This is a genomic window from Paenibacillus amylolyticus (assembly GCF_003719335.1).
Classification (GTDB): domain Bacteria; phylum Bacillota; class Bacilli; order Paenibacillales; family Paenibacillaceae; genus Paenibacillus; species Paenibacillus amylolyticus_D.
In genome coordinates, this window is the sequence record NZ_RIAS01000014.1 from 32987 (window position 1) to 56533 (window position 23547).

General features: G+C 46.1%; 20 protein-coding genes, 1 tRNA gene and 1 other RNA gene. 20 read left to right on the plus strand and 2 right to left on the minus strand.

Annotated elements, in window-relative coordinates; all coding sequences use genetic code 11:
- The first annotated feature begins 374 nt into the window (after window positions 1-374).
- The 7 genes from EC604_RS21860 to EC604_RS21890 all read left to right on the plus strand — a co-directional run bounded on the left by EC604_RS21860 (window position 375) and on the right by EC604_RS21890 (window position 7109).
- Window positions 375-1325: an ROK family glucokinase gene (locus EC604_RS21860; RefSeq protein WP_123066169.1), complete on the plus strand. Its 951-nt coding sequence runs from the start codon at window positions 375-377 to the stop codon at window positions 1323-1325.
- A 52-nt stretch (window positions 1326-1377) separates the two neighbouring features.
- Entirely contained in the window at window positions 1378-2277 is a 900-nt protein-coding gene (gene rapZ / locus EC604_RS21865; protein ID WP_090924789.1) for an RNase adapter RapZ, read from the plus strand.
- 13 nt (window positions 2278-2290) lie between these two features.
- Window positions 2291-3277 carry a gluconeogenesis factor YvcK family protein gene (locus EC604_RS21870; RefSeq protein ID WP_123066170.1) on the plus strand — a complete coding sequence of 329 codons (987 nt, stop codon included), beginning with the start codon at window positions 2291-2293 and terminating at the stop codon, window positions 3275-3277.
- A gap of 6 nt (window positions 3278-3283) precedes the next feature.
- The gene (gene whiA / locus EC604_RS21875; RefSeq protein ID WP_123066171.1) at window positions 3284-4222 is read left to right on the plus strand and encodes a DNA-binding protein WhiA; all 939 of its coding nucleotides are present in this window, start codon (window positions 3284-3286) and stop codon (window positions 4220-4222) included.
- Window positions 4223-4441: 219 nt separating this feature from the next.
- Window positions 4442-4711: an HPr family phosphocarrier protein gene (locus EC604_RS21880; RefSeq protein ID WP_090924792.1), complete on the plus strand. Its 270-nt coding sequence runs from the start codon at window positions 4442-4444 to the stop codon at window positions 4709-4711.
- A gap of 175 nt (window positions 4712-4886) precedes the next feature.
- Entirely contained in the window at window positions 4887-5642 is a 756-nt protein-coding gene (locus EC604_RS21885) for an SIMPL domain-containing protein (RefSeq protein ID WP_123066172.1), read from the plus strand.
- A 369-nt stretch (window positions 5643-6011) separates the two neighbouring features.
- Entirely contained in the window at window positions 6012-7109 is a 1098-nt protein-coding gene (locus tag EC604_RS21890; RefSeq protein ID WP_123066173.1) for a stalk domain-containing protein, read from the plus strand.
- Window positions 7110-7360: 251 nt separating this feature from the next.
- Here the strand turns inward: EC604_RS21890 and clpP are convergent, their stop codons facing one another.
- Both clpP and EC604_RS21900 read right to left on the minus strand, forming a co-directional pair.
- Window positions 7361-7957: an ATP-dependent Clp endopeptidase proteolytic subunit ClpP gene (gene clpP, locus EC604_RS21895; RefSeq protein WP_090924795.1), complete on the minus strand. Its 597-nt coding sequence runs from the start codon at window positions 7955-7957 to the stop codon at window positions 7361-7363.
- A gap of 180 nt (window positions 7958-8137) precedes the next feature.
- Window positions 8138-8212, minus strand: a tRNA-Arg gene (locus EC604_RS21900).
- A 498-nt stretch (window positions 8213-8710) separates the two neighbouring features.
- Between EC604_RS21900 and EC604_RS21905 the strand changes: the two genes are divergently transcribed.
- The 13 genes from EC604_RS21905 to EC604_RS21965 all read left to right on the plus strand — a co-directional run bounded on the left by EC604_RS21905 (window position 8711) and on the right by EC604_RS21965 (window position 23352).
- Window positions 8711-9736 carry a sugar-binding transcriptional regulator gene (locus EC604_RS21905; protein WP_123066174.1) on the plus strand — a complete coding sequence of 342 codons (1026 nt, stop codon included), beginning with the start codon at window positions 8711-8713 and terminating at the stop codon, window positions 9734-9736.
- A 120-nt stretch (window positions 9737-9856) separates the two neighbouring features.
- On the plus strand, window positions 9857-10864 hold the full coding sequence (gene gap / locus EC604_RS21910) for a type I glyceraldehyde-3-phosphate dehydrogenase (RefSeq protein WP_056695277.1): 1008 nt from the start codon (window positions 9857-9859) through the stop codon (window positions 10862-10864).
- A 149-nt stretch (window positions 10865-11013) separates the two neighbouring features.
- Window positions 11014-12195, plus strand: coding sequence for a phosphoglycerate kinase (locus EC604_RS21915; protein WP_123066175.1), 1182 nt, complete (start codon window positions 11014-11016; stop codon window positions 12193-12195).
- A 33-nt stretch (window positions 12196-12228) separates the two neighbouring features.
- Complete coding sequence (tpiA, locus tag EC604_RS21920) at window positions 12229-12981, plus strand: triose-phosphate isomerase (protein ID WP_123066176.1); 753 nt, start codon at window positions 12229-12231, stop codon at window positions 12979-12981.
- 1 nt (window position 12982) lies between these two features.
- Complete coding sequence (gpmI, locus tag EC604_RS21925) at window positions 12983-14527, plus strand: 2,3-bisphosphoglycerate-independent phosphoglycerate mutase (protein WP_123066177.1); 1545 nt, start codon at window positions 12983-12985, stop codon at window positions 14525-14527.
- Between the two features lie 244 nt (window positions 14528-14771).
- Complete coding sequence (eno, locus tag EC604_RS21930) at window positions 14772-16058, plus strand: phosphopyruvate hydratase (RefSeq protein ID WP_123066178.1); 1287 nt, start codon at window positions 14772-14774, stop codon at window positions 16056-16058.
- 276 nt (window positions 16059-16334) lie between these two features.
- Entirely contained in the window at window positions 16335-16568 is a 234-nt protein-coding gene (gene secG, locus EC604_RS21935; protein ID WP_123066179.1) for a preprotein translocase subunit SecG, read from the plus strand.
- Window positions 16569-17158: 590 nt separating this feature from the next.
- Window positions 17159-19969 (plus strand): ribonuclease R, encoded by a 2811-nt coding sequence (gene rnr / locus EC604_RS21940; protein ID WP_123066180.1) that lies wholly within the window; start codon window positions 17159-17161, stop codon window positions 19967-19969.
- Window positions 19970-20125: 156 nt separating this feature from the next.
- Complete coding sequence (smpB, locus tag EC604_RS21945; protein WP_123066181.1) at window positions 20126-20608, plus strand: SsrA-binding protein SmpB; 483 nt, start codon at window positions 20126-20128, stop codon at window positions 20606-20608.
- Window positions 20609-21101: 493 nt separating this feature from the next.
- Window positions 21102-21466, plus strand: a transfer-messenger RNA (tmRNA) gene (gene ssrA / locus EC604_RS21950).
- A 91-nt stretch (window positions 21467-21557) separates the two neighbouring features.
- Window positions 21558-21755, plus strand: coding sequence for a hypothetical protein (locus EC604_RS21955; RefSeq protein ID WP_123066182.1), 198 nt, complete (start codon window positions 21558-21560; stop codon window positions 21753-21755).
- Window positions 21748-22320, plus strand: a complete 573-nt coding sequence (locus EC604_RS21960; protein WP_123066183.1) for a zeta toxin family protein — start codon at window positions 21748-21750, stop codon at window positions 22318-22320. Before EC604_RS21955 ends, EC604_RS21960 begins: the two co-directional genes overlap by 8 nt.
- A gap of 669 nt (window positions 22321-22989) precedes the next feature.
- Entirely contained in the window at window positions 22990-23352 is a 363-nt protein-coding gene (locus EC604_RS21965) for a hypothetical protein (protein ID WP_123066184.1), read from the plus strand.
- The last annotated feature ends 195 nt before the right edge of the window (window positions 23353-23547 follow it).

Below are 23547 nucleotides of genomic sequence, written 5' to 3' on the forward strand. Positions count from 1 at the left end.
AATAAACGCCTCCAGTGCTTCGCTGGATGGCGTTTTTTTGTTATACCCGCACCTAAGGTGAAGGTATCACGAGTGATTTGGTAAGACATGTCATGAATGTCAGATGACCATTGTCATTTTGTATGAATGGAACGAGTGATAATGAAATATCATGAGTTGAGGCTACCCTTTCTATCAGGGAAGGAGGGAGCATGGCGTTTTAATAGATCAAGAGGAGGTTGTATGCGGATTCAAAAATGGTGTGTGATGTCGTTCACAACCCTGCCAAAGCATGTTGCGCATGAGGTCTTCTCGTCTTGACCCCGGCGTATCCTTCAATTATAGTTGGTACGTAGGACTTAAACTATTTTAGATAGATAAAGGTGGCTTGCAGCATGTCTGAGAAAATCTACGTTGGGGTCGATCTCGGCGGAACAGCAATCAAGGTCGGTATATGTGATGATCAAGGTCAGCTTATGCATACGTATGAAGGACCGACTGAAGTGGATCAGGGCGTTGACACGGTTATCGCCAACATCGAGAAGTATGTCCGTCATATCGTTGCCGAATCACCGTACAGCTGGGAACAGCTTGAGGGTGTCGGGGCAGGAGTTGCCGGTTTCACGAATGTACGCGAGGGGATTATTGTTCATGCTCCTAACATCGGATTTCGGAATGTAGCCATTCGTTCGGTTCTGGAAGAGCGTCTGGGCAAGCCCGTCAAAATAGATAATGATGCGAACGTTGCTGCTCTGGGTGAAGCTTGGGCTGGAGCCGGCAAGGGTGTAGACAATTGCGTATGCTTCACACTCGGTACAGGCGTTGGCGGCGGTCTCATCCTGAACGGTAAAATCTATCAAGGGTTTTCCGGTATGGCAGGGGAACTGGGTCACATCAGTGTTGTGCCTGATCTGGAAGCGATCAAGTGTGGTTGTGGTAAAATGGGATGTGTAGAGACGGTATCATCTGCAACAGGCATCATTCGTATGGCGAAGGATGCTGTAGAGCGTGGTGATCATACGTCCCTTGCTTTGGTAGACAAAATCGCTGCCAAGGAAGTATTTGATGCGGCTAAAGCGGGCGATGAAGTGGCATTGCGCATTGTAAACCGTGCGGCTTATTATTTGGGCAAATCCATGGCAACCGTAGCGGCTGTACTGAACCCGGAATTATTCATTGTTGGCGGTGGTGTATCCAAGGCAGGCGACTTCTTGTTTGATGAGATTCGAACTGTGTTTGCTCAACTGACTCCAGAACCGCTGCAACAAGGTGTTCAGATTTTGGAAGCTACGCTGGGTAATGATGCAGGTATCGTAGGCGCGGCAGGTCTCCTCTTACGTTCGTAGTAACTTTGTAACACGATATATCCGACAGCAATATGATAAGGAGGGGACATTTATGCTTGACGGTGAAGGCTCACCAGGCACAGGCGCCACGCTCATTATCATTACGGGCATGTCCGGAGCGGGTAAAACGATAGCTGTGCAGAGCCTGGAAGATCTAGGGTTTTTCTGCGTAGATAATTTACCGCCTGTTCTAATTCCTAAATTCGCGGAGTTGATTGAACAGTCGAATGGCAAGATCGGCAAGGTAGCCCTGGTCATCGATCTTCGGGGACGTGAATTTTTCACAGCATTGTCCGAGTCTTTAAATTATATCAAGGATCATTTTACGATTCACTGCGAAATTCTTTTTTTGGATGCAACCGATTCGGTTCTGGTTCAACGATACAAAGAGAGCAGACGCAGACATCCGTTAGCACCAGAAGGTATGCCGCTGGATGGCATTAAGCTGGAGCGCAAGATGCTGGAGGAGCTTAAAAATTCAGCAACTCAGGTGCTCAATACCAGCACCATGAAGCCTGCTCAATTGAAGGAGCGCATTATCTCGCGTTTCTCTCATTTGGAGAGCCAGATGTTGTCTGTGAATATAACGTCCTTCGGATTTAAATACGGTATTCCGATTGATGCGGATCTCGTATTTGATGTTCGTTTTTTACCAAATCCACATTATATTGATCATTTGCGTCCGAATACAGGACAAAATAGTGAAGTGTACGAATATGTTATGAAATGGCCTGAAACGCAAGCGTTTCTGACCAAGCTGCTGGATATGCTGCATTTTCTGATTCCGCAATACCGGAAGGAAGGCAAAAGCCAGGTTATTATTGGAATCGGCTGTACCGGAGGCAAGCATCGTTCGGTAGCAATATCGGAATATTTGGGCAAAATGCTGGGAAGCAGTGAGACTGAAGCTGTTACCGTAAGCCATCGCGACGCTGACCGGGACCGTCATTGAAGAGGGTGAAGGGATGAAAGAGGCCGGACCACGGAGAGAACGTCCGAGAATCGTTGTTATGGGCGGTGGAACCGGATTATCCGTGATGTTACGCGGTTTAAAAGAAAAACCGATGGATATCACGGCAATTGTTACGGTTGCTGATGACGGTGGAAGTTCAGGGATCTTGCGCAGTGAGTTACAAATGCCGCCTCCAGGCGACATTCGTAACGTGCTCACCGCGCTGGCAGATGTTGAACCACTGCTTTCGGACATGTTAAAATATCGTTTCAACACAGGCGCGGGGCTTGCAGGCCACAGCCTAGGCAATTTGATATTGGCTGCAATGACCGATATATCAGGCGACTTTGTGACCGCTGTGCGGGAGCTTAGCCGCGTGTTTGCCGTTAGGGGTCAGGTACTTCCGGCAGCGGGCCAAGCTGTTGTGTTACACGCTGAGATGGAGGATGGATCGATTATTTCAGGCGAGTCCAAAATTCCTGAGGCAGGCGGGCGTATTAAACGTGTCTTCCTTGAACCGGATCACGTGGAGCCGTTGCCAGAAGCCGTGGAGGCTATACGTCAAGCAGATGCGATTCTGATTGGTCCGGGTAGTCTGTATACGAGTATCCTTCCTAATCTGCTTGTGCCTAAGCTGGCTGAGGCTGTTGTTGAAACGGATGCGGTGAAGATGTTTATCTGTAACGTGATGACACAGCCAGGCGAGACCGATAATTATACAGTGAGCGATCACCTTAAAGCGGTGCAGGAGCATATTGGTCACCAGCTCTTTGACTACGTGATCGTGAACAACGGTGATATTCCGCTACAAGTGCAGAATAAGTATGCGGAAAAAGGAGCAAAACCGGTTGTTCTTGATATGAATGTGCTTAAAAGTTCAGGTTATCAAGTTGTCGCAGATACACTGGTTTTGTTCAAAACCTATCTGCGCCATGATGCCGATAAGCTCAGCCATCATATTTACCAACTGGTTCAAAATTGGATGTTACGGAAGAGGTGAAGTCCCATGTCATTTGCAGCACAGACTAAAAAAGAGTTAACGATGATTGAAAGTGAAGCGTGCTGCGAACAGGCGGAACTTTCAGCCCTCATCCGTATGCTTGGTGCAGTGCAGCTATCGAATAAAAAAGTCATCTTGGATATTTCGACAGAGAATGCTGCGATCGCAAGAAGGGCATACTCTCTGCTTAAAAAGCATTTTCAAGTGCATACGGAATTGTTGGTTCGCAAAAAAATGCGGCTGAAGAAGAACAATGTGTATATTGTTCGTGTTCCGTCTATGGTTCAGGAGATTCTAAAGGAGCTGCACATCGTCTCCGAAGGATTTCTGTTTACGCCTGGTATTAACGAAGGGTTGCTGGAGAAGAACTGTTGTAAGCGGGCATATCTTCGCGGTGCGTTTTTGGCAGGTGGCTCAGTGAATAACCCGGAGGGCTCCTCATATCATCTGGAGATTGCGTCCATGTATGAAGAGCATTGTCAGGCGCTGGTGGATCTGGCCAATGAATTTCATCTCAATGCCCGGTGTATAGAAAGGAAAAAAGGATTCATCCTATACATTAAGGAAGGCGAGAAAATCATTGAGTTGCTTAGCATCATTGGTGCTCACCAGGCCTTGTTCAAGTTTGAAGACGTGCGAATTATGCGGGACATGCGTAACTCGGTGAATCGGATCGTTAATTGTGAGACAGCCAATCTGAACAAAACGATTGGAGCAGCGGTCAGACAAATCGACAATATCCGTTTACTGCAAAAGGAAGTAGGTCTGGAATCTCTTCCAGATAAGCTGCGTGAAGTAGCCGAGGTAAGGCTTGCCCATCCTGATATCAATCTGAAGGAAGTTGGCGAACTGCTAAAAGGTACGGTGAGCAAATCAGGCGTGAACCATCGCCTTCGGAAGATTGATGAGCTTGCTGAGAAAGTGCGCGCGGAACGTTATAGTTAAAGGTTGAAATGAATCAATTAGGTTTAAGATTTGTTATGACCTTAACAGGTCGTTGTAGATTAATCCTGTAGGTGAAGAAGATACCTCGGCGTCAGCTTTCTGTCTAAGTCCGAGGGCCATGTTTTTTCTTCTAGTGTCCTGCACGGGTTAATGGTATAATGTTGTATAAATATAATTGTGTATTTAATGTCCAGATTTCATAATAGGGGGTAAGTTTCTATGACAAAGCACCCGGTAGTTGTCCGTTTGAAAACGGGTCTCCATGCCAGACCTGCGGCACTGTTCGTTCAGGAAGCGAATAAGTACTCATCTGAAGTGTTCGTCGAGAAGGACGATAAAAAAGTTAATGCTAAAAGTATCATGGGGATCATGAGCCTTGCAATCAGCACAGGTACGGAAATCCATATTAGTGCAGAGGGCGCGGATGCCGATCAGGCTGTAAACGCTTTAGTTAGCCTGGTGAGCAAGGAAGAGCTTGAGAACCAATAAGTGTGATGAACTAAATTCAATAATTGAAGAAGTCCCGCAAGGGGCTTTTTTGCATTTTATATAAATTTGCATATAAACGGAGCCGTCAAGTGCAACATTATGGAATTTGTCCCGTCTGTTAAGGTATCAAATCGCTTCAAGTTTGAGAAGTTAACATATGAGGAGGTTATTCGTAATGGGTAAACAATGGATGAAACCGTTTGGTGCAGTGCTGGTGGCAAGTTCGTTGCTGGTCGGAGGAACAGCTTATGTTGCTCCAGGAAACTATGCCTATGCTGCCGAAGTTCAGGGCGTACAGCAAAATGTAATCAATGTCGTAGGTAAAGGTGAGATTCAGGTGAAGCCGGATATCGCCTATCTGTCCATCGGTGTAAACAGTACTGCTGATACTGCGGCATCGGCTCAGAAGGCAAATGCAGCCAAGATTCAAAAGGTTACTAATCTGCTGAAAAACACATGGAAGATCAGTGCAGATGATATTCAAACCAGTCAATTCTACGTGCAGCCAAACTACACGTACAGTGAAAAAGATGGTCAGAAAATTAAAGGTTACACAGCACATCACACGTTGACAGTAACATATCGTGATATGGAGAAGATTGGTGAACTGCTGGATGCCGCATCCCAGGCGGGAGCCAATAATATTGAAAATGTACGCTTTACGGTAGAGAATCCGGAGAAATACGAATCTGATGTGATTGCTAAGGCAGTAGCTAATGCAGATGTGAAAGCAGGAGCGATCGCTAAAGCGGTTAAACGTCAGCTGGGTACGGTTCTTTCGGTAAGTCAACCAGATGCGAATGTGCCTGTGTTCTATGCATCCGAGTCGCTCATGTCCCAAGCGAAGAGTGAATCAGATGCAGGTACTCAGATCGAAGCTGGTCAGGTTAAAGTGAGCACCGTTCTGAATATCACATATGAAATGAAGTAGGGATTCTTGCTTGATTGTGAGCTAAAATGATTAAATATTAAGAATCTAAAATTATGACAAAACACTGTCTTATCAGGCAGTGTTTTTTTGTTGCACAAACCGGCTTTGAGGAAGCAAGGGCCAGAAAATAGTTGTGTTACCTGTCTAAGAGATAATCGAATCATGTCGTTTTTGTAGCATTGTTCGTGACAAAACGTTCATTTTCTGCGATTAAAATCGTACGATTTTCATCAACATTGTAACTGGAGCTGTAAACCTTTCCGAAAAAGGGTTAATTATAATAAAGAGGCAAGCGTATGGCCCTATGAAATCTAATATATATTTACATACGCGATAAACCTGATGGAATTTTAGAGAGGAGTTTTATAGATGAAAACATGGAAAAAGTGGACGAGTGCACTATTGGCAGCAGGTGTAATTATGGGGGGGAGCACAGCGGGGATGGATCAATCGGTTCAAGCTGCATCCGTATCTTCCAAAGTAACTGCACCGGCTGAAGTCACGTTAAAAGCAGGCGGTAAAACGCTAACGCAAAAAGGGCTGCTTCAAGGTGGATCTACATGGGTGTCGCTGACAGCGGTCAAGGATGTAGCGGGCGGTACATTGAAATATGATGCAAAAACGAAGTCGTATACCGTAACAGCAGCGAGCAATGCGATGACCGTTAGTTTGATGGATGGACAGCCAAACGTGTATATTAATGGTTTTTATCCTCAGGTGGAAGCCAAATTGATCCAGGGCCGTTTGTATATTCCGTTCTCCGCAATGAGAGATTATTTGGGTGTACAGGGTAGCTGGGATGCTAAAACCAAAACACTAACCCTGAGTAAAGTAAAACAAAATAACGTACAGGTGAAATCGACAAAAGCGAACGTGACCGTTAAAAATGCTGAGGTGGATGTGCAGTATCCTCAAGTGAGCGGACTAGCGAGCAAAGAGGCAGAAGCCGCGATTAACAAAGTGCTCAAAGATGAAGTGGACACGGCTGTTGCTGCTTTCAAAAAACAAACGTCTGAATTCGGTGGAGCAACGGCAAAACGCCCTTATGCGTTCGAAGCTTCGTATGTAGTGACTTACAATGAGAACGGCGTACTGGGTCTGATCACTCAACGTTATGAGGACTATGCAGGTGCCCACGGTATGACTTACCGTACAGGTCACACGTTCGCACTGGATACAGGTAAAGAGCTAACATTGGATGATGTGCTTGCAAACAGCAAATCCATGCGTGAAACAATCAGCAAAAAGGTTGGAGAGCAGCTGAAAGCGAACACGGGATACCTGAGCGGCTACAAAGGCCTGAACAAAGATCAGGATTTCTACGTGACGCGAGCAGGTGCAGTAGTATTCTTCCAGTTGTATGAGTACACAGCGTATGCGGAGGGCTTCCCTGAATTCAAGTTCGCATACAAGGATATTTTGCCTAAAGGTAGTGCACCATTCAGCAACGTAGCTTCTGAGAAGTAAGTTGTCTTAAGCTAGATGAAATCAACAAAATTAAAGTCAAGAGCACTTATACCGTTCATTCGTGAAAAATAATAAACCAGAAGCCTCCGTCAAAGCAAAGATGACGGGGGCTTCTGGTTTATGCAGGCAATACACCCCACTACCCAGTGGTGATATTGCCTGTTTGCAAATAAAAAGCGCAGGGCGTGCTCACCTATATTCAGGTGATGCCTGCCCTGCGCTTATTCTCGTTGTCTCCAGGCAACTAAAGCTTAGATGCCTTGGGAACCTACGTTTTGGATTACTTTATCGATGATACCGTAATCGGCTGCTTCAGCAGCACTCATGAAGTAGTCACGATCTGTATCTTTTTCGATACGCTCCAGGGGTTGACCTGTGCGCTCGGAGATGATGCGGTTCAGCGTGTCACGCATTTTCAGAATGCGGCGTGCGCGGATTTCGATGTCCGACGCTTGACCTTGTGCACCACCAAGTGGTTGGTGAATCATGATCTCACTGTTCGGCAACGCAAAACGTTTACCTTTAGCGCCGGCATTCAGCAAGAATGCACCCATAGAAGCCGCCATACCTACACAGATGGTAGATACATCCGGTTTGATGAATTGCATTGTATCGTAGATCGCCATACCCGCTGTGATAGATCCGCCTGGGCTGTTGATGTATAGGTGAATGTCTTTCTCCGGATCTTCCGCTGCCAGGAACAACATCTGTGCCATGATGGCATTCGCGACAACGTCATTCACGTCGCTGCCAAGGAAAATGATACGATCCTTCAGCAATCTGGAATAAATATCATAGGCGCGTTCACCCCGGTTGCTCTGTTCAACGACCATTGGAATATAACTCACGTGAAAAACCTCCTCGGAAATGTAAATGTTAAATGGGTGTTTATACTTAAACTGTTACCGTATTAACCACATCATAAACAATCTCAAACAAAAAGTCAAAGAAAGTCAAACTAAGTTTGAAAAAAAAGAAACCTTTCCGGTTTCGTTGGTTAAATGCATTATGAGCTGTTAAAAATAAAATGGCGCGCCCGCCAAGAATCGAACTTGGATCTCAGGCTTCGGAGGCCTACGTCATATCCATTGGACCACGGGCGCATATTATGTGACAGCAATAATGATTATAGCTTATGCACTGGTGAATTGCAAGCAGTTACTTTGGGACAACATGGTACCCGTGTGGCTTAGGGCTGATGGATTCACGTTGCCTTCCATGAATGATTCGAGCTTTCCGCAGGTGGTTTGAATTGCTTCGGAAATGATCATGATGATGAAGAATGGATAAAGCTTGTATTTCAGTACATGCTATAAGAAGTTTTGGACATGCCATCTGAAAATGAAACACAGCAAGATATAGATACTATTTGCGGATTTCTTCTATATATGGTGTGAGATCCTCACCTTCGTATCTTAACGTATAGAGGTTGTGAAAATAGGCGCGTACAAACGCCCGTAAACCTGTCGAAATAAGCAATCGAAACACTTGCATCTCGCGTCAGTTTTAGGTAGAATGAACGTGGGACTTAAAAAGTTAACCCGGGACATTTTAAGGCCATGCAGAAAGCTTGGAACATAAAGCTTGCGGGAGTGGAAAGCATGCGAACGATCTTGGAAGTGCAAAAGCAGCTTCTGCCCGATCTCATGGATGTCTTGAAGAAACGCTATACGATTCTGCACCAGATCATGTTATCGGATGTGATTGGACGGAGAACGTTAGCCAATTCCATGCAGATGACCGAGCGGGTTCTGAGAGCTGAGACTGATCTGTTAAAGGCTCAGGGACTTATCGAAATTGACAGTGCAGGGATGAAGATCAGCGAGGCGGGTTACAATCTGCTGCAGCAGTTAGAGCCTGTCGCGAAAGAGCTGTTTGGATTATCCGAGCTGGAAGAACGAATCAAGCAAGCCTACGGTCTGCAAAAGGTAGTTGTAGTTCCCGGCGATTCGGATGTATCTCCTTACGCCAAAAGGGAACTTGGAAGAGCTGGAGCGAAGGCTCTCAGCAGTATCATGAATGACAACGACGTTGTCGCTGTAACAGGCGGATCAACAACGGCCGAAGTCGCAGAGCAACTCACACCACCAACTTCGATGAAGGGTGTCTGGTTTGTACCGGCACGCGGCGGATTGGGAGAGAGCCTGGAAATTCAGGCGAATACGATTGCATCTACAATGGCAAAACGGACAGGGGCTCAATACAAACTCCTGCATGTACCGGATTTGCTTAGTGACCATGCCTATGAATCGCTGATCCAGGACCCGGGTGTTCAAGAGATTTTACAGCTGATCAGGCAATCACGCATCGTCATTCATGGCATTGGTGATGCTGTGGAGATGGCGAAGAGACGCAAGCTTGCACCGGAGATCATCGATGAACTTCAGGAGCAGGGAGCGGTATCAGAGTCCTTCGGGTATTACTTCAATGGTCAGGGTGAGGTGGTACATACCATGCTTACACTGGGTATGCGACTTCAGGATATTGAACGCACGGATGTAGTTATCGGTATTGCAGGTGGTAAGAGCAAAGCAGCGGCCATCCATTCCGTACTGCGGTTCGGGCAGGAGGATATTCTGATTATTGATGAGGCTGCGGCCGAAGTCATCGTCGCGGACATGGAGTAAAATTTTTCAACGCTAAGGTTTATTTTTCAACACAACTCTTGTTGTCTTGACGGACTTCACGGTCTGTCTTGAATATATAGCTTCATAAAAAACTAATCAAAACTTGGGAGGAACTTACTCATGATTAAAGTAGGTATTAACGGTTTTGGACGTATCGGTCGTTTGGCATTCCGCCGTATTCAAAATGTAGAGGGCATTGAAGTTGTAGCAATCAACGACTTGACTGACGCTAAAATGCTGGCTCATTTGCTCAAATATGATACAACTCAAGGTCGCTTCGATGGCGATGTTGAAGTACATGATGGTTTCTTCAAAGTAAACGGCAAAGAAGTTAAAGTACTTGCTAACCGTAACCCTGAAGAACTGCCTTGGGGAGACCTGGGTGTAGACATCGTTCTGGAATGTACTGGTTTCTTCACAACGAAAGAAGCAGCTGAGAAACACTTGAAAGGTGGAGCTAAGAAAGTTGTTATCTCCGCACCAGCTACTGGCGACATGAAAACCATCGTTTACAACGTAAACCATGAAATTCTCGACGGTACTGAAACTGTAATCTCCGGCGCATCTTGCACAACAAACTGCCTGGCACCTATGGCAAAAACACTGCAAGACAAATTCGGAATCGTTCAAGGTTTGATGACTACAATTCACGCTTACACTGGCGACCAAAACACATTGGATGCTCCACACCCTAAAGGTGACTTCCGTCGTGCTCGCGCAGCAGCTGAAAACATCATCCCTAACACAACTGGTGCTGCTAAAGCAATCGGTCTGGTTATCCCTGAACTGCAAGGCAAATTGGATGGTGCAGCTCAACGTGTACCAGTAGCTACTGGTTCCCTGACTGAGCTTGTAACTGTTCTGGGCAAAAAAGTTACTGCTGAAGAAGTTAACGCAGTTATGAAAGAAGCTTCCGATCCACAAACTTTCGGATACACTGAAGACGAAATCGTATCTTCCGATATCCAAGGAATCACTTTCGGCTCCCTGTTTGATGCAACTCAAACTAAAGTTCTGACTGTTGGCGACCAACAACTGGTTAAAACTGTAGCTTGGTATGACAACGAAATGTCCTATACAGCTCAATTGGTTCGCACATTGGAGCACTTTGCAAAAATGATCAAGTAATATCTGTAATAACATAGAGCGGAAACAGATTGTTATTGTTTCCGCTCTTTATATATGGATATTTAGTTAATTTCTCATGAACACCAGGACTGACAAGGGATTTAGCTCTTGAAAGGTTCACCAAATACATGGGTGCGGAGGAAATAGAGATGAACAAAAAAAGTGTACGTGATATCGAATTGAATGGAAAACGGGTATTCGTCCGTGTAGATTTCAATGTGCCGCTCGAAGATGGTAAAATTACAGATGACAAACGTATTCGTGCAACATTGCCTACGATTAACTTCCTGATCGAAAAAGGTGCAAAAGTAATCTTGGCGAGCCACATGGGACGTCCAAAAGGTGAAGTTGTAGAATCCATGCGTTTGACGCCAGCTGCTGAGCGTTTGTCTGAATTGCTGGGCAAACCGGTTACTAAAGCGGATGATTCCGTTGGTGAAGCGGTTAAAGCTCAAATCGCGGCAATGAACGATGGCGACGTATTGTTGCTTGAGAACGTTCGTTTCCACGCGGGCGAAGAGAAAAACGATCCGGAACTGGCAAAACAATTTGCTGAACTGGCTGACGTATTCGTTAACGATGCGTTTGGTGCGGCTCACAGAGCACATGCTTCTACAGAAGGTATCGCTCACTTGCTTCCAGCAGTGTCCGGTTTGTTGATGGAAAAAGAGCTTGAAGTGTTGGGTAAAGCAATCTCCAACCCTGAGCGTCCTTTCACAGCAATCATCGGTGGTTCCAAAGTAAAAGACAAAATCGATGTGATCGACAACCTGCTCAACATTGCAGACAACGTAATCATCGGTGGTGGTTTGTCTTACACATTCATGAAGGCTCAAGGCCACGAAGTAGGTCAATCCTTGCTGGATGAGTCCAAATTGGATGTAGCACTTGGCTTTATTGAAAAAGCGAAAAAACTGGGCAAAAACTTCTACCTGCCGGTGGATATCGTAATCTCTGACGATTTCAGTGCGAACGCAAACACAAAAATCGTTGAAGTTGGCGACATTCCAGCAGATTGGGAAGGTATCGACATCGGTCCTAAAACACGTGAGATCTACGCTGACGTTGTTAAAAACTCCAAACTGGTTGTATGGAACGGACCAATGGGCGTATTCGAAATCGAGCCATTCTCCCACGGTACTCGTGCAGTAGCAGAAGCTTGCGCTACAACATCTGCATACACCGTAATCGGTGGTGGTGACTCTGCAGCAGCAGCTGAGAAGTTCAAATTGGCTGACAAAATGGACCACATCTCCACAGGTGGCGGTGCATCGCTCGAGTTCATGGAAGGCAAAGTGCTTCCAGGCGTAGTTGCATTGAACGACAAGTAAGCTTTAAGCTATAGCATGAAGGAGTTGAAACCAATGAGAACACCAATTATCGCGGGTAACTGGAAAATGTTCAAAACGGTTTCCGAATCCAATGACTTCATTCAGGAAGTTAAAGGAAAAGCGGAAGTCGCAGGCGTAGAAACAGTAATCTGCGCACCTTTTACAAACCTGCCATCCCTGGTAGAAGCTGTGAAAGGCACTAACATCAAAATCGGTGCACAAAATCTTCACTTCGAAGACAACGGTGCATTCACTGGTGAAATCAGTGGTGTTATGCTGAAAGAACTGGGTGTTGATTACGTGATTATCGGTCACTCGGAGCGCCGTCAGTACTTTGCGGAAACCGATGAGACTGTCAATAAAAAATTGCATGCAGCATTCCGTCATGGATTGACTCCAATCTTCTGCCTTGGTGAAACGCTTGAAGAGCGCGAAGCAAACCAAACAAAAGACGTATGCAAAGTACAAACTGAAGCAGCTCTGGCTGGTCTGACTGCTGAGCAAGCAGCTCAAGTGGTTATCGCTTATGAGCCAATCTGGGCGATTGGTACAGGTAAATCCTCTACATCCCAAGATGCGAATGAAGTTATTGCTTACATCCGTACATTGGTGAAGGATCTGTACAACGAGCAGGTTGCAGATGCAGTTCGTATCCAATACGGCGGCAGCGTGAAACCGGAAAACGTAACAGAATACCTCGGACAAAGCGACATCGACGGTGCACTTGTTGGCGGTGCCAGCTTGCAACCGGCTTCGTTCATCGCGCTTGTTGAGGGGGCGAAGTAAGATGACAGCTCCAAAACCTGTAGCACTGATCATTATGGATGGCTTCGGTCTGCGTAACACGGTGGAAGGCAATGCGGTAGCACAAGCCAAAAAACCGAACTATGACCGTTTTATGAGCCAGTTCCCACACACAACTTTGACTGCATGCGGTGAGGCTGTAGGTTTGCCGGAAGGCCAAATGGGGAACTCCGAGGTAGGTCACTTGAACATTGGTGCCGGCCGGATCGTATATCAGGATTTGACCCGTATCTCCAAATCGATTCGTGACGGCGAGTTCTACGACAATGAAACACTTGTCAAAGCGGTGCGCGAAGCGAAACAGAACGGTAAAAAGCTTCATCTCTACGGCTTGTTGTCCGATGGTGGCGTACATAGTCACATTGACCACTTGTTCGCTATGCTGGATCTGGCTAAAAAAGAAGAAATGAACGAAGTATATATTCATGCCTTCCTGGATGGCCGTGACGTTATGCCGGACAGCGGTAAAGACTTCATGCAGAAGCTGATCGCTAAGATTGATGAAGTGGGTGTAGGTAAAATTGCAACGGTTCAAGGCCGCTACTATGCTATGGACCGTGACAAACGTTGGGAGCGTGTGGAGAAATCCTACCGCGCTATCGTTTATGGTGATGGACCGAAATACACTGATCCACTCAAAGCGGTTGAAGAATCGTATGAGAAATCCGTTTTCGACGAATTCGTTGAACCAACGGTTATCGTTCAAGCAAATGGTGAGCCGGTAGGTCTGGTAGAGAGCGGCGATTCCGTTATCTTCCTGAACTTCCGTCCTGACCGTGCAATCCAGTTGTCGCAAGTATTCACAAACTCCGATTTCCGCGGTTTTGATCGGGGACCGAAGTTCCCAGTGGGCTTGCACTTTGTGTGCCTGACGTTGTTCAGCGAAACGGTTGAAGGTTACGTGGCTTACGAGCCGAAGAACCTCGATAATACGCTGGGTGAAGTGCTGGTACAGAACAACAAAAAACAACTGCGTATTGCTGAAACAGAGAAATACCCGCACGTAACCTTCTTCTTCAGCGGTGGTCGTGATGTAGAGCTTCCGGGCGAAACTCGCGTGCTGATCAACTCACCTAAAGTTGCAACGTATGACCTGCAGCCAGAGATGAGCGCTTATGAAGTAGCAGATGCAGCAGTCCGTGAGATTGAAGCGGATAAACACGATGCGATTATCCTGAACTTTGCGAACCCTGACATGGTTGGTCACTCCGGTATGCTGGAGCCAACGATCAAAGCGGTTGAAGTGACGGACGAGTGCATGGGTCGCGTTGTAGACGCGGTACTTGCCAAAGGCGGCGTGGTGCTGATCACTGCGGATCACGGTAACGCGGATATGGTGTTTGATGAGCAAGGACGTCCGTTCACAGCTCACACAACGAACCCGGTTCCATTTATCGTGACTGATCCAAATGTAACGTTGCGTGAAGGCGGAATTTTGGCGGATATCGCGCCAACTATTCTTGACCTGATGCAATTGCCAAAACCGGCAGAAATGACGGGAACATCCGTTATTGCTACCCGTAAGTAAGTTGCACAGCCAACATATATGAAATTGGGAAGTTTGGCGTTTGCCCCTGAACGGAGGCAGCAGAAATGGTCTGAAGAAGCGTGAGCGTTCGCCTTTATCACTAGGATTCCAACTTATGAGAATAAGTTCAAAGGAATCCGGGGATAACAGCGATCGGAAGACGATTCTGCTGACGTAGTGGATAAGGGGAAACACAAGTGGTCCTAATTTTTAATAAATTCAAAATTAAAGGAGATTATCACTCATGACTATTATTTCTGACGTGTACGCTCGCGAAGTCCTCGACTCCCGCGGTAACCCTACAGTTGAAGTTGAAGTATACCTGGAGTCCGGCGCAATCGGACGCGCAATTGTTCCATCTGGTGCATCCACTGGTGCCCACGAAGCAGTTGAGCTTCGCGATGGTGACAAATCCCGTTACCTCGGCAAAGGCGTTCTGCAAGCTGTTAAAAACGTAAATGAAATCATTGCTCCAGAAGTCATCGGTATGGATGCTTTGGATCAACTGGGTATCGACAAATTGATGATCGCTTTGGATGGTACGCCAAACAAAGGTAAATTGGGCGCAAACGCAATCCTGGCAGTATCCATGGCTGTAGCTCGCGCAGCTGCTGATGCTCTGGAATTGCCACTGTATGTTTACCTGGGCGGATTCAACGCGAAAGCATTGCCAGTACCAATGATGAACATCATCAACGGTGGTGAGCACGCGGACAACAACATCGACGTACAAGAGTTCATGGTATTGCCAGTTGGCGCACCAAGCTTCAAAGAAGCTCTTCGCGTAGGCGCAGAAATCTTCCACAACCTGAAATCCGTACTGAGCTCCAAAGGTTTGAACACAGCTGTAGGTGACGAAGGTGGTTTCGCACCAAACCTGGGTTCTAACGAGGAAGCAATCACTACAATCATCGAAGCAATCGAAAAAGCAGGTTACAAACCAGGTGTTGACGTATTCCTGGGTATGGACGTTGCTTCCACTGAGTTCTACAAAGATGGTAAATACACTTTGGCTGGTGAAGGTAAATCTTACACTTCCGCTGAGTATGTTGACCTTCTGGCTTCATGGGTTGAGAAGTACCCAATCATCACGATTGAAGACGGTATGTCCGAAGATGACTGGGATGGTTGGAAATTGCTCACTGAAAAATTGGGTGACAAAGTACAACTCGTTGGTGACGACTTGTTCGTAACGAACACTGAGCGTCTTGCTAGAGGTATCGAGCAAGGTATCGGTAACTCGATCCTGATCAAAGTGAACCAAATCGGTACACTGACTGAAACATTCGATGCAATCGAAATGGCTAAACGTGCAGGATACACAGCTGTAATCTCCCACCGTTCCGGTGAGTCCGAAGACAGCACAATCGCTGACATCGCTGTTGCAACAAACGCAGGCCAAATCAAAACGGGTGCTCCTTCCCGTACAGACCGTATCGCAAAATACAACCAGTTGCTTCGCATCGAAGATCAATTGGATGAGCTTGCTCAATACAATGGTCTTAAAGGGTTCTACAACCTCAAAAAATAAGCTGTGTACACAGCTTTTCGGGCAAGCCGGGTAACCGGCTTGTCTTTTTTTGGTGATGGATGGTGCAACAGATAAGAGAAGTAGTTGAAGGAGTAGATCGGACTTATTACGTGGATAACTCTGATTGGGCAAGCCATTCAAAGATTGTAAGATGGCGGTTTATGAATAGAAATTGCTTGCCATGTACTACTTGTAGTACAACCATAGCTGTGCTACAATTAAAGTAACTGTTTTTATGGTGAGATGTTATGCCCACATGGGTAGGAGGTGGAAAGAATGGATATTGCTTTGAAATTGCTGCTCGTTGTTTTCTCGATCGGTCTAATCACTGTAGTATTGCTGCAGCACGGGAAAAGCGCTGGTTTGGCGGGTGCCATCTCCGGTGGTGCGGAACATCTTTTCGGTAAAACGAAAGCGCGCGGATTGGATCTTTTCTTGCAACGTGCAACAGTCGTACTGGGTGCAGGATTTATGATCTTGGCTATTGTTGTTACGGTGGTTTCCAAGTAACTTGGATTTAAACCGTCGAGTCAAATCGAATAGCTGAAGCCAATGGCTTAACGGATAAACCTTCGTTTCGTGCAGAAACGGAGGTTTTTTAATAGAAATTTATTTCTCCAAAGTTTGCCAATTATATTGCTATATAGCCACCAAATCCTTCTTGAAATCGATGGACACTGCATTTTGCTTGTAACTTCTGTTCGATTCCCCCTTACTGTTTTAGAGACCCATTTCAGGCAGGTATGCCATGGCGAGATATATAAATTCCTGTGATTGATATTCTAACGTATAGATCAGATCTGTGGTGCAACTTATTTTCTAAATGCTAATATAAATCAGATCAGGCATATCACATACTGCATAAACTGTTTGAGAGAGCATACTCAAACGGCTAACTGGCAGCGTTTAGAGACCAAGGGGCTTTTTTGGGTAGCTACGGATGGGCTGGATTGAATTCGTGTATACTAGGGTATGAGATAGTAAGGGCGAGGTAATCATCCGCATTTTACTATATGGCATCTGTACGTATACGGTACGAATTCCGATACATAAAGAGAAGAGATCAGACTATACTCTTACGTTTCCCGAGGTGAAAACTAATGATAACTGAACAACAATTGCTTGACTTCATGCGGGAGACCGCTTATAAACCGATGACTTATCAGGAGTTGGAACAGCACTTTCAGATTGAAGATGCTGCTGATTTCCGAGCCTTTTTGATTATGCTGAATACGCTGGAGGAATCCGGCCAAATTTTGCTGACCAGTAACAATCGCTACGGTATGCCAGAACGTATGAATCTGGTACGTGGGCGCCTGCAAGCGCATGCGAAGGGGTTTGCTTTTCTGATTCCAGAAGACCGTGAGCACCCGGACGTATACATCCATGCCAATGATATGAAAAGTGCAATGAATGGCGATATTGTGCTTGTAAAAGTGACTTCCCAAGGCCCTTCCGGCGGTCGCCTGGAGGGTGAGATTGTACGGATTGTGACGCGTGCGATCACACAAGTTGTGGGTGTTTTCCAGAGCCACGAAGTGTATGGATTTGTCATTCCGGATGATAAACGGATTAATCGTGATATTTTTATCCCGCGTACGAATTTTGCTGGTGCTGTAGATGGACAGAAGGTTGTTGCCAAGATTGTCAGTTATCCAGAAGGCCGTGCAGCGGCTGAGGGTGAGATTATCGAGATTTTGGGTCACAAGGATGAGCCGGGCATTGATATTTTATCCGTCATTCGCAAGCATCAGCTGCCTGAAGCATTCCCGGATGAAGTGATGCAAGAAGCGGAGAAAGCGCCGGATTCCATTACGGATGAAGAGATTATTGAGCAGGGACGCCGCGACTTGCGTGGTCTGAACATCGTTACGATTGATGGTGAGGATGCGAAAGACCTGGATGATGCGGTTAACGTGGAAAAACTGCCGAACGGCAACTACCGTCTGGGCGTGCATATTGCCGATGTGGGTTACTATGTGCGTGAGAATTCCAAACTGGATCAGGAAGCATATAACCGTGGATGTAGCGTGTATCTCGTGGACCGGGTAATTCCGATGCTGCCACAACGTCTGTCGAACGGAATTTGTAGTTTGCACCCACAGGTGGATCGTCTGACGTTGTCTTGTGAGATGGAGTTTAACGACCAGATGAAGGTTATTAAACATGACATTTTCACGAGTGTTATCAAAACGAAGGAACGTATGACTTATACTAACGTACGCAAAATCCTGGAAGGCGAAGAGCCGGAGCTGCTTGAACGTTATAAAGACTTGGTGGATGATTTCCACCTGATGAAAGAGATTGCGTTGAAACTGCGTGCCATGCGTATGCGCCGCGGAGCGGTTGATTTTGATTTTGAAGAGTCCAAAATTATTGTCGATGAGAACTGTAAACCGGTGGATATTGTGAAACGGGAGCGTTCCATTGCGGAACAAATCATTGAAGAGTTCATGCTTGCAGCCAATGAGACAGTAGCAGAGCATTTCCATTGGCTTAAAGTGCCGTTCATCTATCGTGTGCATGAAGACCCGGATCAGGAAAAACTGCAAAATTTCCTCGCTTTTGCGGCGAATTTCGGACACCAGGTCAAAGGACGTGGCAATTCCATTCATCCAAGGGCGCTTCAATCACTGCTGGAGGATATTAACGGTACGAAAGAGCAGACGGTCATCAGCACAATGATGCTGCGTTCGATGAAACAAGCGAAGTATGACTCGGAAATGTCTGGCCACTTTGGTCTGGCTGCAGAGTTCTATAGTCACTTTACATCCCCGATCCGCCGTTATCCCGATCTGGTCATTCACCGGGTCATTCGTGAAGTGATCGAGAATAATGGTGCATTACCGGAGAATCGCCAAGAGTATCTGGCAAGTCGGATGTCCGATATCGCCCAGCAGTCCTCGGAACGCGAGCGTGTGGCAGTGGAAGCAGAGCGTGATACGGAGAAAATGAAAAAGGCGGAGTACATGCTCGACAAGGTCGGCGAAGAGTTCGAAGGCATCATCAGCAGCGTGACCAGCTTCGGTATGTTTATTGAGCTGGAGAACACGGTAGAAGGTCTAATTCGACTTAGCGCGCTGACAGATGACTATTACCATTTTGATGATCAACATATGGCTTTGATTGGTGAACGAACATCCAAAGTATTCCGTATTGGTGACGAAGTGAAAATTCGTGTAGCACGTGTGAGTATGGAAGAGTACACGATTGATTTTGAGATGGTCGATATGAAACCTCGCCGGGAACGGGACGGCGGTTTCGATCGTGGTGCTCGCGGTGGTAAAGGTGGTCGTCCTGGTAGTGGCGGCCGAGGAGTAGCCAAAGGTGGCTTCGGTGGAAGCCGTGGCGGCAAAGGCGGCGGTACTGGTGCAGGCGGTAAACGTGACCGCGGCGGCCGACCGGCAGAAGAGAGTGGTAAAGGTGCTCGCGGTGGGCGTGGCGGAGCGGCAAATGCCGGAGCAAATGCAGGCTCATCAGCGGGTGGGTTTGCTGGTAAAGGCAGCGGCAGACCGAAAGGTGAACGTCGTGCGAGTGATGCAGGTACAGGTGCAGGTGTTTCAAGCAGTCGTGGTAAAGGTGCCGTGAGCTTTGGGTTTGGCTCAGGCAAAGGCGGGTATAACTCATCCCCAGCGGGTCAGGATAGTGCATCAGGTGATCGTAGCCAAGGAAGTAGTCTAAATGGCAGTGGCCGTGGCGAAGGAAGCTTCAAATCCGGTAAGGGCGGCAACGGTAAAGGTGGCAAAGGCGGAGGAAAGCGTAAGAACACCTCACCTAGCGGTATCTTTATCGGGGAAAATGCTACACCGGGTGGCGCGCAAGAAGGCGGAGCACCTCGCCGTAAACGTAAGAAAAACAAAGGCGGAGCTGGAAACAGTACAGCCGCTTTTGTTCGGAAGAAAAAGAAGTAAGTGAGAAGCCAGAAGGGGCGCCGTAGGCCGCCTCTTTCTTGATTTTAACAGCCTTCCTTGCTACAATTAAGGTCTGGCACAGGTTTATTAGTGCAACATGGATGCTATGCTGGTACAGCATGGTACGGGTTTATTTTACGAAGAAGGAGTGAGGACATGGGCAAGAATGATGGGCAGAATAAAGTGCTTGCACAGAACAAAAAGGCTTCCCATGACTACTTCATTGAAGATACGTATGAAGCGGGCATGGTGCTGACCGGCACGGAAATCAAGTCTATCCGTAATGGTCGTGCGAACATTGGAGACTCATTTGCAACGATTCGTAACGGTGAGATTCATATTCACAATATGCATATTAGTCCTTTTGAACAAGGCAATCGGTATAATCCGCTCGATCCTACACGTACACGTAAATTGTTAATGCATAAGGTGCAGATTCATAAGCTACTTGGACTGTCCAAGCAAGATGGATACAGTATTGTGCCGCTGAAGATCTATATCCGTAATGGCTATGCGAAGCTGTTACTTGGCTTGGGTAAAGGTAAGAAGCAGTATGACAAACGTGACACTGCCGCGAAGCGGGATGCACAACGTGATATCCAGCGTGCACTGCGCGAGAAGCAGAAGGTTGCGCGTTAAGAGAGAGCTACGTTTCGTCAACGTTAATTCGCGTCGCTTCACAATGGTGTAGGGATGTAAAGCCTACAGATTAGCTGGTCGATGGTGTAATACATTAAAGAGTCCTCGCAGTTTGCCTGAGTTCGGGTGAGTGTGAGGCTTTTTTATTGTGTAGGTTGCGTAAGTTTGTAAAGCGGTGGGTAAATTAATTAAACCAACGGTTGTAGCCTGAGCAAACTTTACTTCCGATGAGTCACGCGGTATAATATGTAGACGATTGAGCCTGATGGCATGGTTAGCTGGCTAGTTTGGATAACCTTTCATCTATGCTCAATACAATGGATTGCTTTCCAGCAATCTGCACTATATCGGTGATTCGGGCTGTGATATGATTATTCATGTAGCAGACAGGAATGCCGAGTATGTAAGAAACATCTTTTCACCTTGGAGGGATTAGATGTGTAGCACCTTTGCTCCGTATTCACGGATTAATCCTGGAGCCCTTCTTATATGAGGGGGCGTTTATGGATTCGACGGGGATAGTTCGAGCATGGGTAGCGGGTAGTGGGGACGCGTCCGCTTTATCAACGCTAAAGCCTATTAAACGGCAAACAACAAACAAACTACGCTTTCGCAGCCTAAGAAACTGTGTGCGTGCTTCTACCCTGCATCGCCCATGTGACAGGACTAGGGGCTAACAAGTAGTGGGATACGCTGTCACATCTCCGCCTGGGGTGTGCTGAAGAAGACAATCAGGCTGACCCAACGTATAGCCGGTTACGGGGCGATACTCGGGTGACATCAAAACTGTGACTACACCCGTAGAAGCTTATGTGTCGTTATCTTCGGACAGGGGTTCGACTCCCCTCGCCTCCATTAGAGTCAAGTCAAAAGCCATCAACCAGCGTTCTGGTTGGTGGTTTTTCTGTTTATGATATAATAAGCATAAATTTAGATTGGGGGATTCAAGATGTTTGAAACTCGAGAACAGCTCCAAGAAATCTTAAAAAAAGCCAATCAACATGCGCGGAAACAAGCTAAAGAATCAGGTGCCTCTATTTATTATATAAAGAACAACAAACGCGTCCGTGAGGATGCTGAAGGCAATAAATTCGAAATTATATTTGATGCTACCGGGAACCGCCAGGAGTTTGAATATCATGAGTGAAGCCAGACCAGTTATGATTGTGTTTGCGGGTACCAACGGAGCAGGGAAAAGTACACTTAGCATGCAAATGAGAGAGTGGCTCGGTGAACTGGTTGACCCGGATCAAATTGCAAGAGAGTTGAAGCCAGAGAATCCGCGCAGTGCTGACCTATCTGCTGGTAGGGAAGCTGTAAAAAGGATCCGATCTCTCATTAAAAGTGGTGTAAACTTCGCTATTGAAACGACATTGTCCGGATCATTTGTTTTAAAACATATGAAAATTGCAAAAGAAAACAGTTACGAAATTGTTGTTTACTATATCGGCCTTGAGGATGTTCAAATGCATATAGATCGAGTTGCATCTCGGGTTGAGCAAGGTGGACATTGGATTGCAGAAGAAGACATTCGTTATCGATATGGTCAGTCATTGAAGAACCTTATACCGGCTCTGGCCATTGCAGATCAGGTAATCATTATTGATAATACATACGAGCCTTTAATTGTTGCGGAAATCAGACAGGGTAATTTGATCTATTGTGTTGAGTCCATACCCGCATGGGCTAATCCTGTTCTTAAGGATTACTGATACTTGGGTGACATCAAAATTGTGACTACACCCGTAGAAGCTTATGTGTCGTTATCTTCGGACAGGGGTGCGGTTCCCATCACCTCCATTAGAGTCAAAAAACCATCAATCAGTGTCTGATTGATGGTTTTTCTGTAGATTGGCGAAGTACATTAAAATATAAAGAAAGGAGCCCTATTATGCTTATACGATATTTTAAAGGTGCAGGCAGTTCATTATTCATAAGTATTCTGATTTATCTATTAACGGTCCCAATCTACAAAGAGTATCTCACATCTCAACTGGGAGTATCGCTTTATACGTTTATGTTAGTTGTATATTGGGGATCATCTTATACTCAATTCTTGTTAAGTATAGAAAACAGACAAACTATATATTTTGTTTCTTGTTATATATCCTATTAGGAGGTTTGGCATCTATAGCATACTGGCCCCTATTTTTCATTTTTATAGCAGGTTCATTGGTGTTTTATTTAGTTCAATTAGTACAAAAAAGTAAATTACCTATAGTGTTGTCCATATTGGGGCCGATATCCTTAATTAAATCCCTTCTCCTAATCTAATAAAAAAGGTGTAGGCTACTCTTCTTCAGTCCAAGAGGTCAATCCATTCTATCTCGAATTCGATAAAACTGGTGAACAAAAATACTACATAAAGGAGTTAACCCCAAATGAGTGAAAAACACTGGCTTGTCGTACAATATCCGCTAAAGAGTGCCAATGGCAACAAACGTGATCAGTGGTTGAAGGAAAAGGTTATGGAGTATCTTGAAACTGCTCTAACCCAGCATGAACTGGGGGAAGTGGATGGATTCGACATAGGAAGCAGCGTGGCTGATCCGAAAAAATATGTGATGAACATCTTCTGTGTGGTGACGGATGAAGAGCGGGGTATTGCATTGGTCAAAAAAGTAATTCGAGAGAGTCGGCTGGATTACACCCGCATCCTCATTGCAACCATGCCTTACGGCACAGAAGGTGGCTACACGCTGAAATTTGCCTCCAAAAAGAGCGTTACAGAGTTTTCGCTATAATCTCAACTACGTATTCAATATGGGCGATCTTCACGTCTTACAGTGGAGGTCGTTTTTTTATGCCGAGTAAGTCACGTTCATTTTGGGTTCAGCATTTTTCGACCTAACGCCCAACCTCTCTACCATACAAACCAGCACAAAGCGATAAAAGGTGTTGAGGCTCTTCCAGATGCAGGCATATAATATACAATTGTA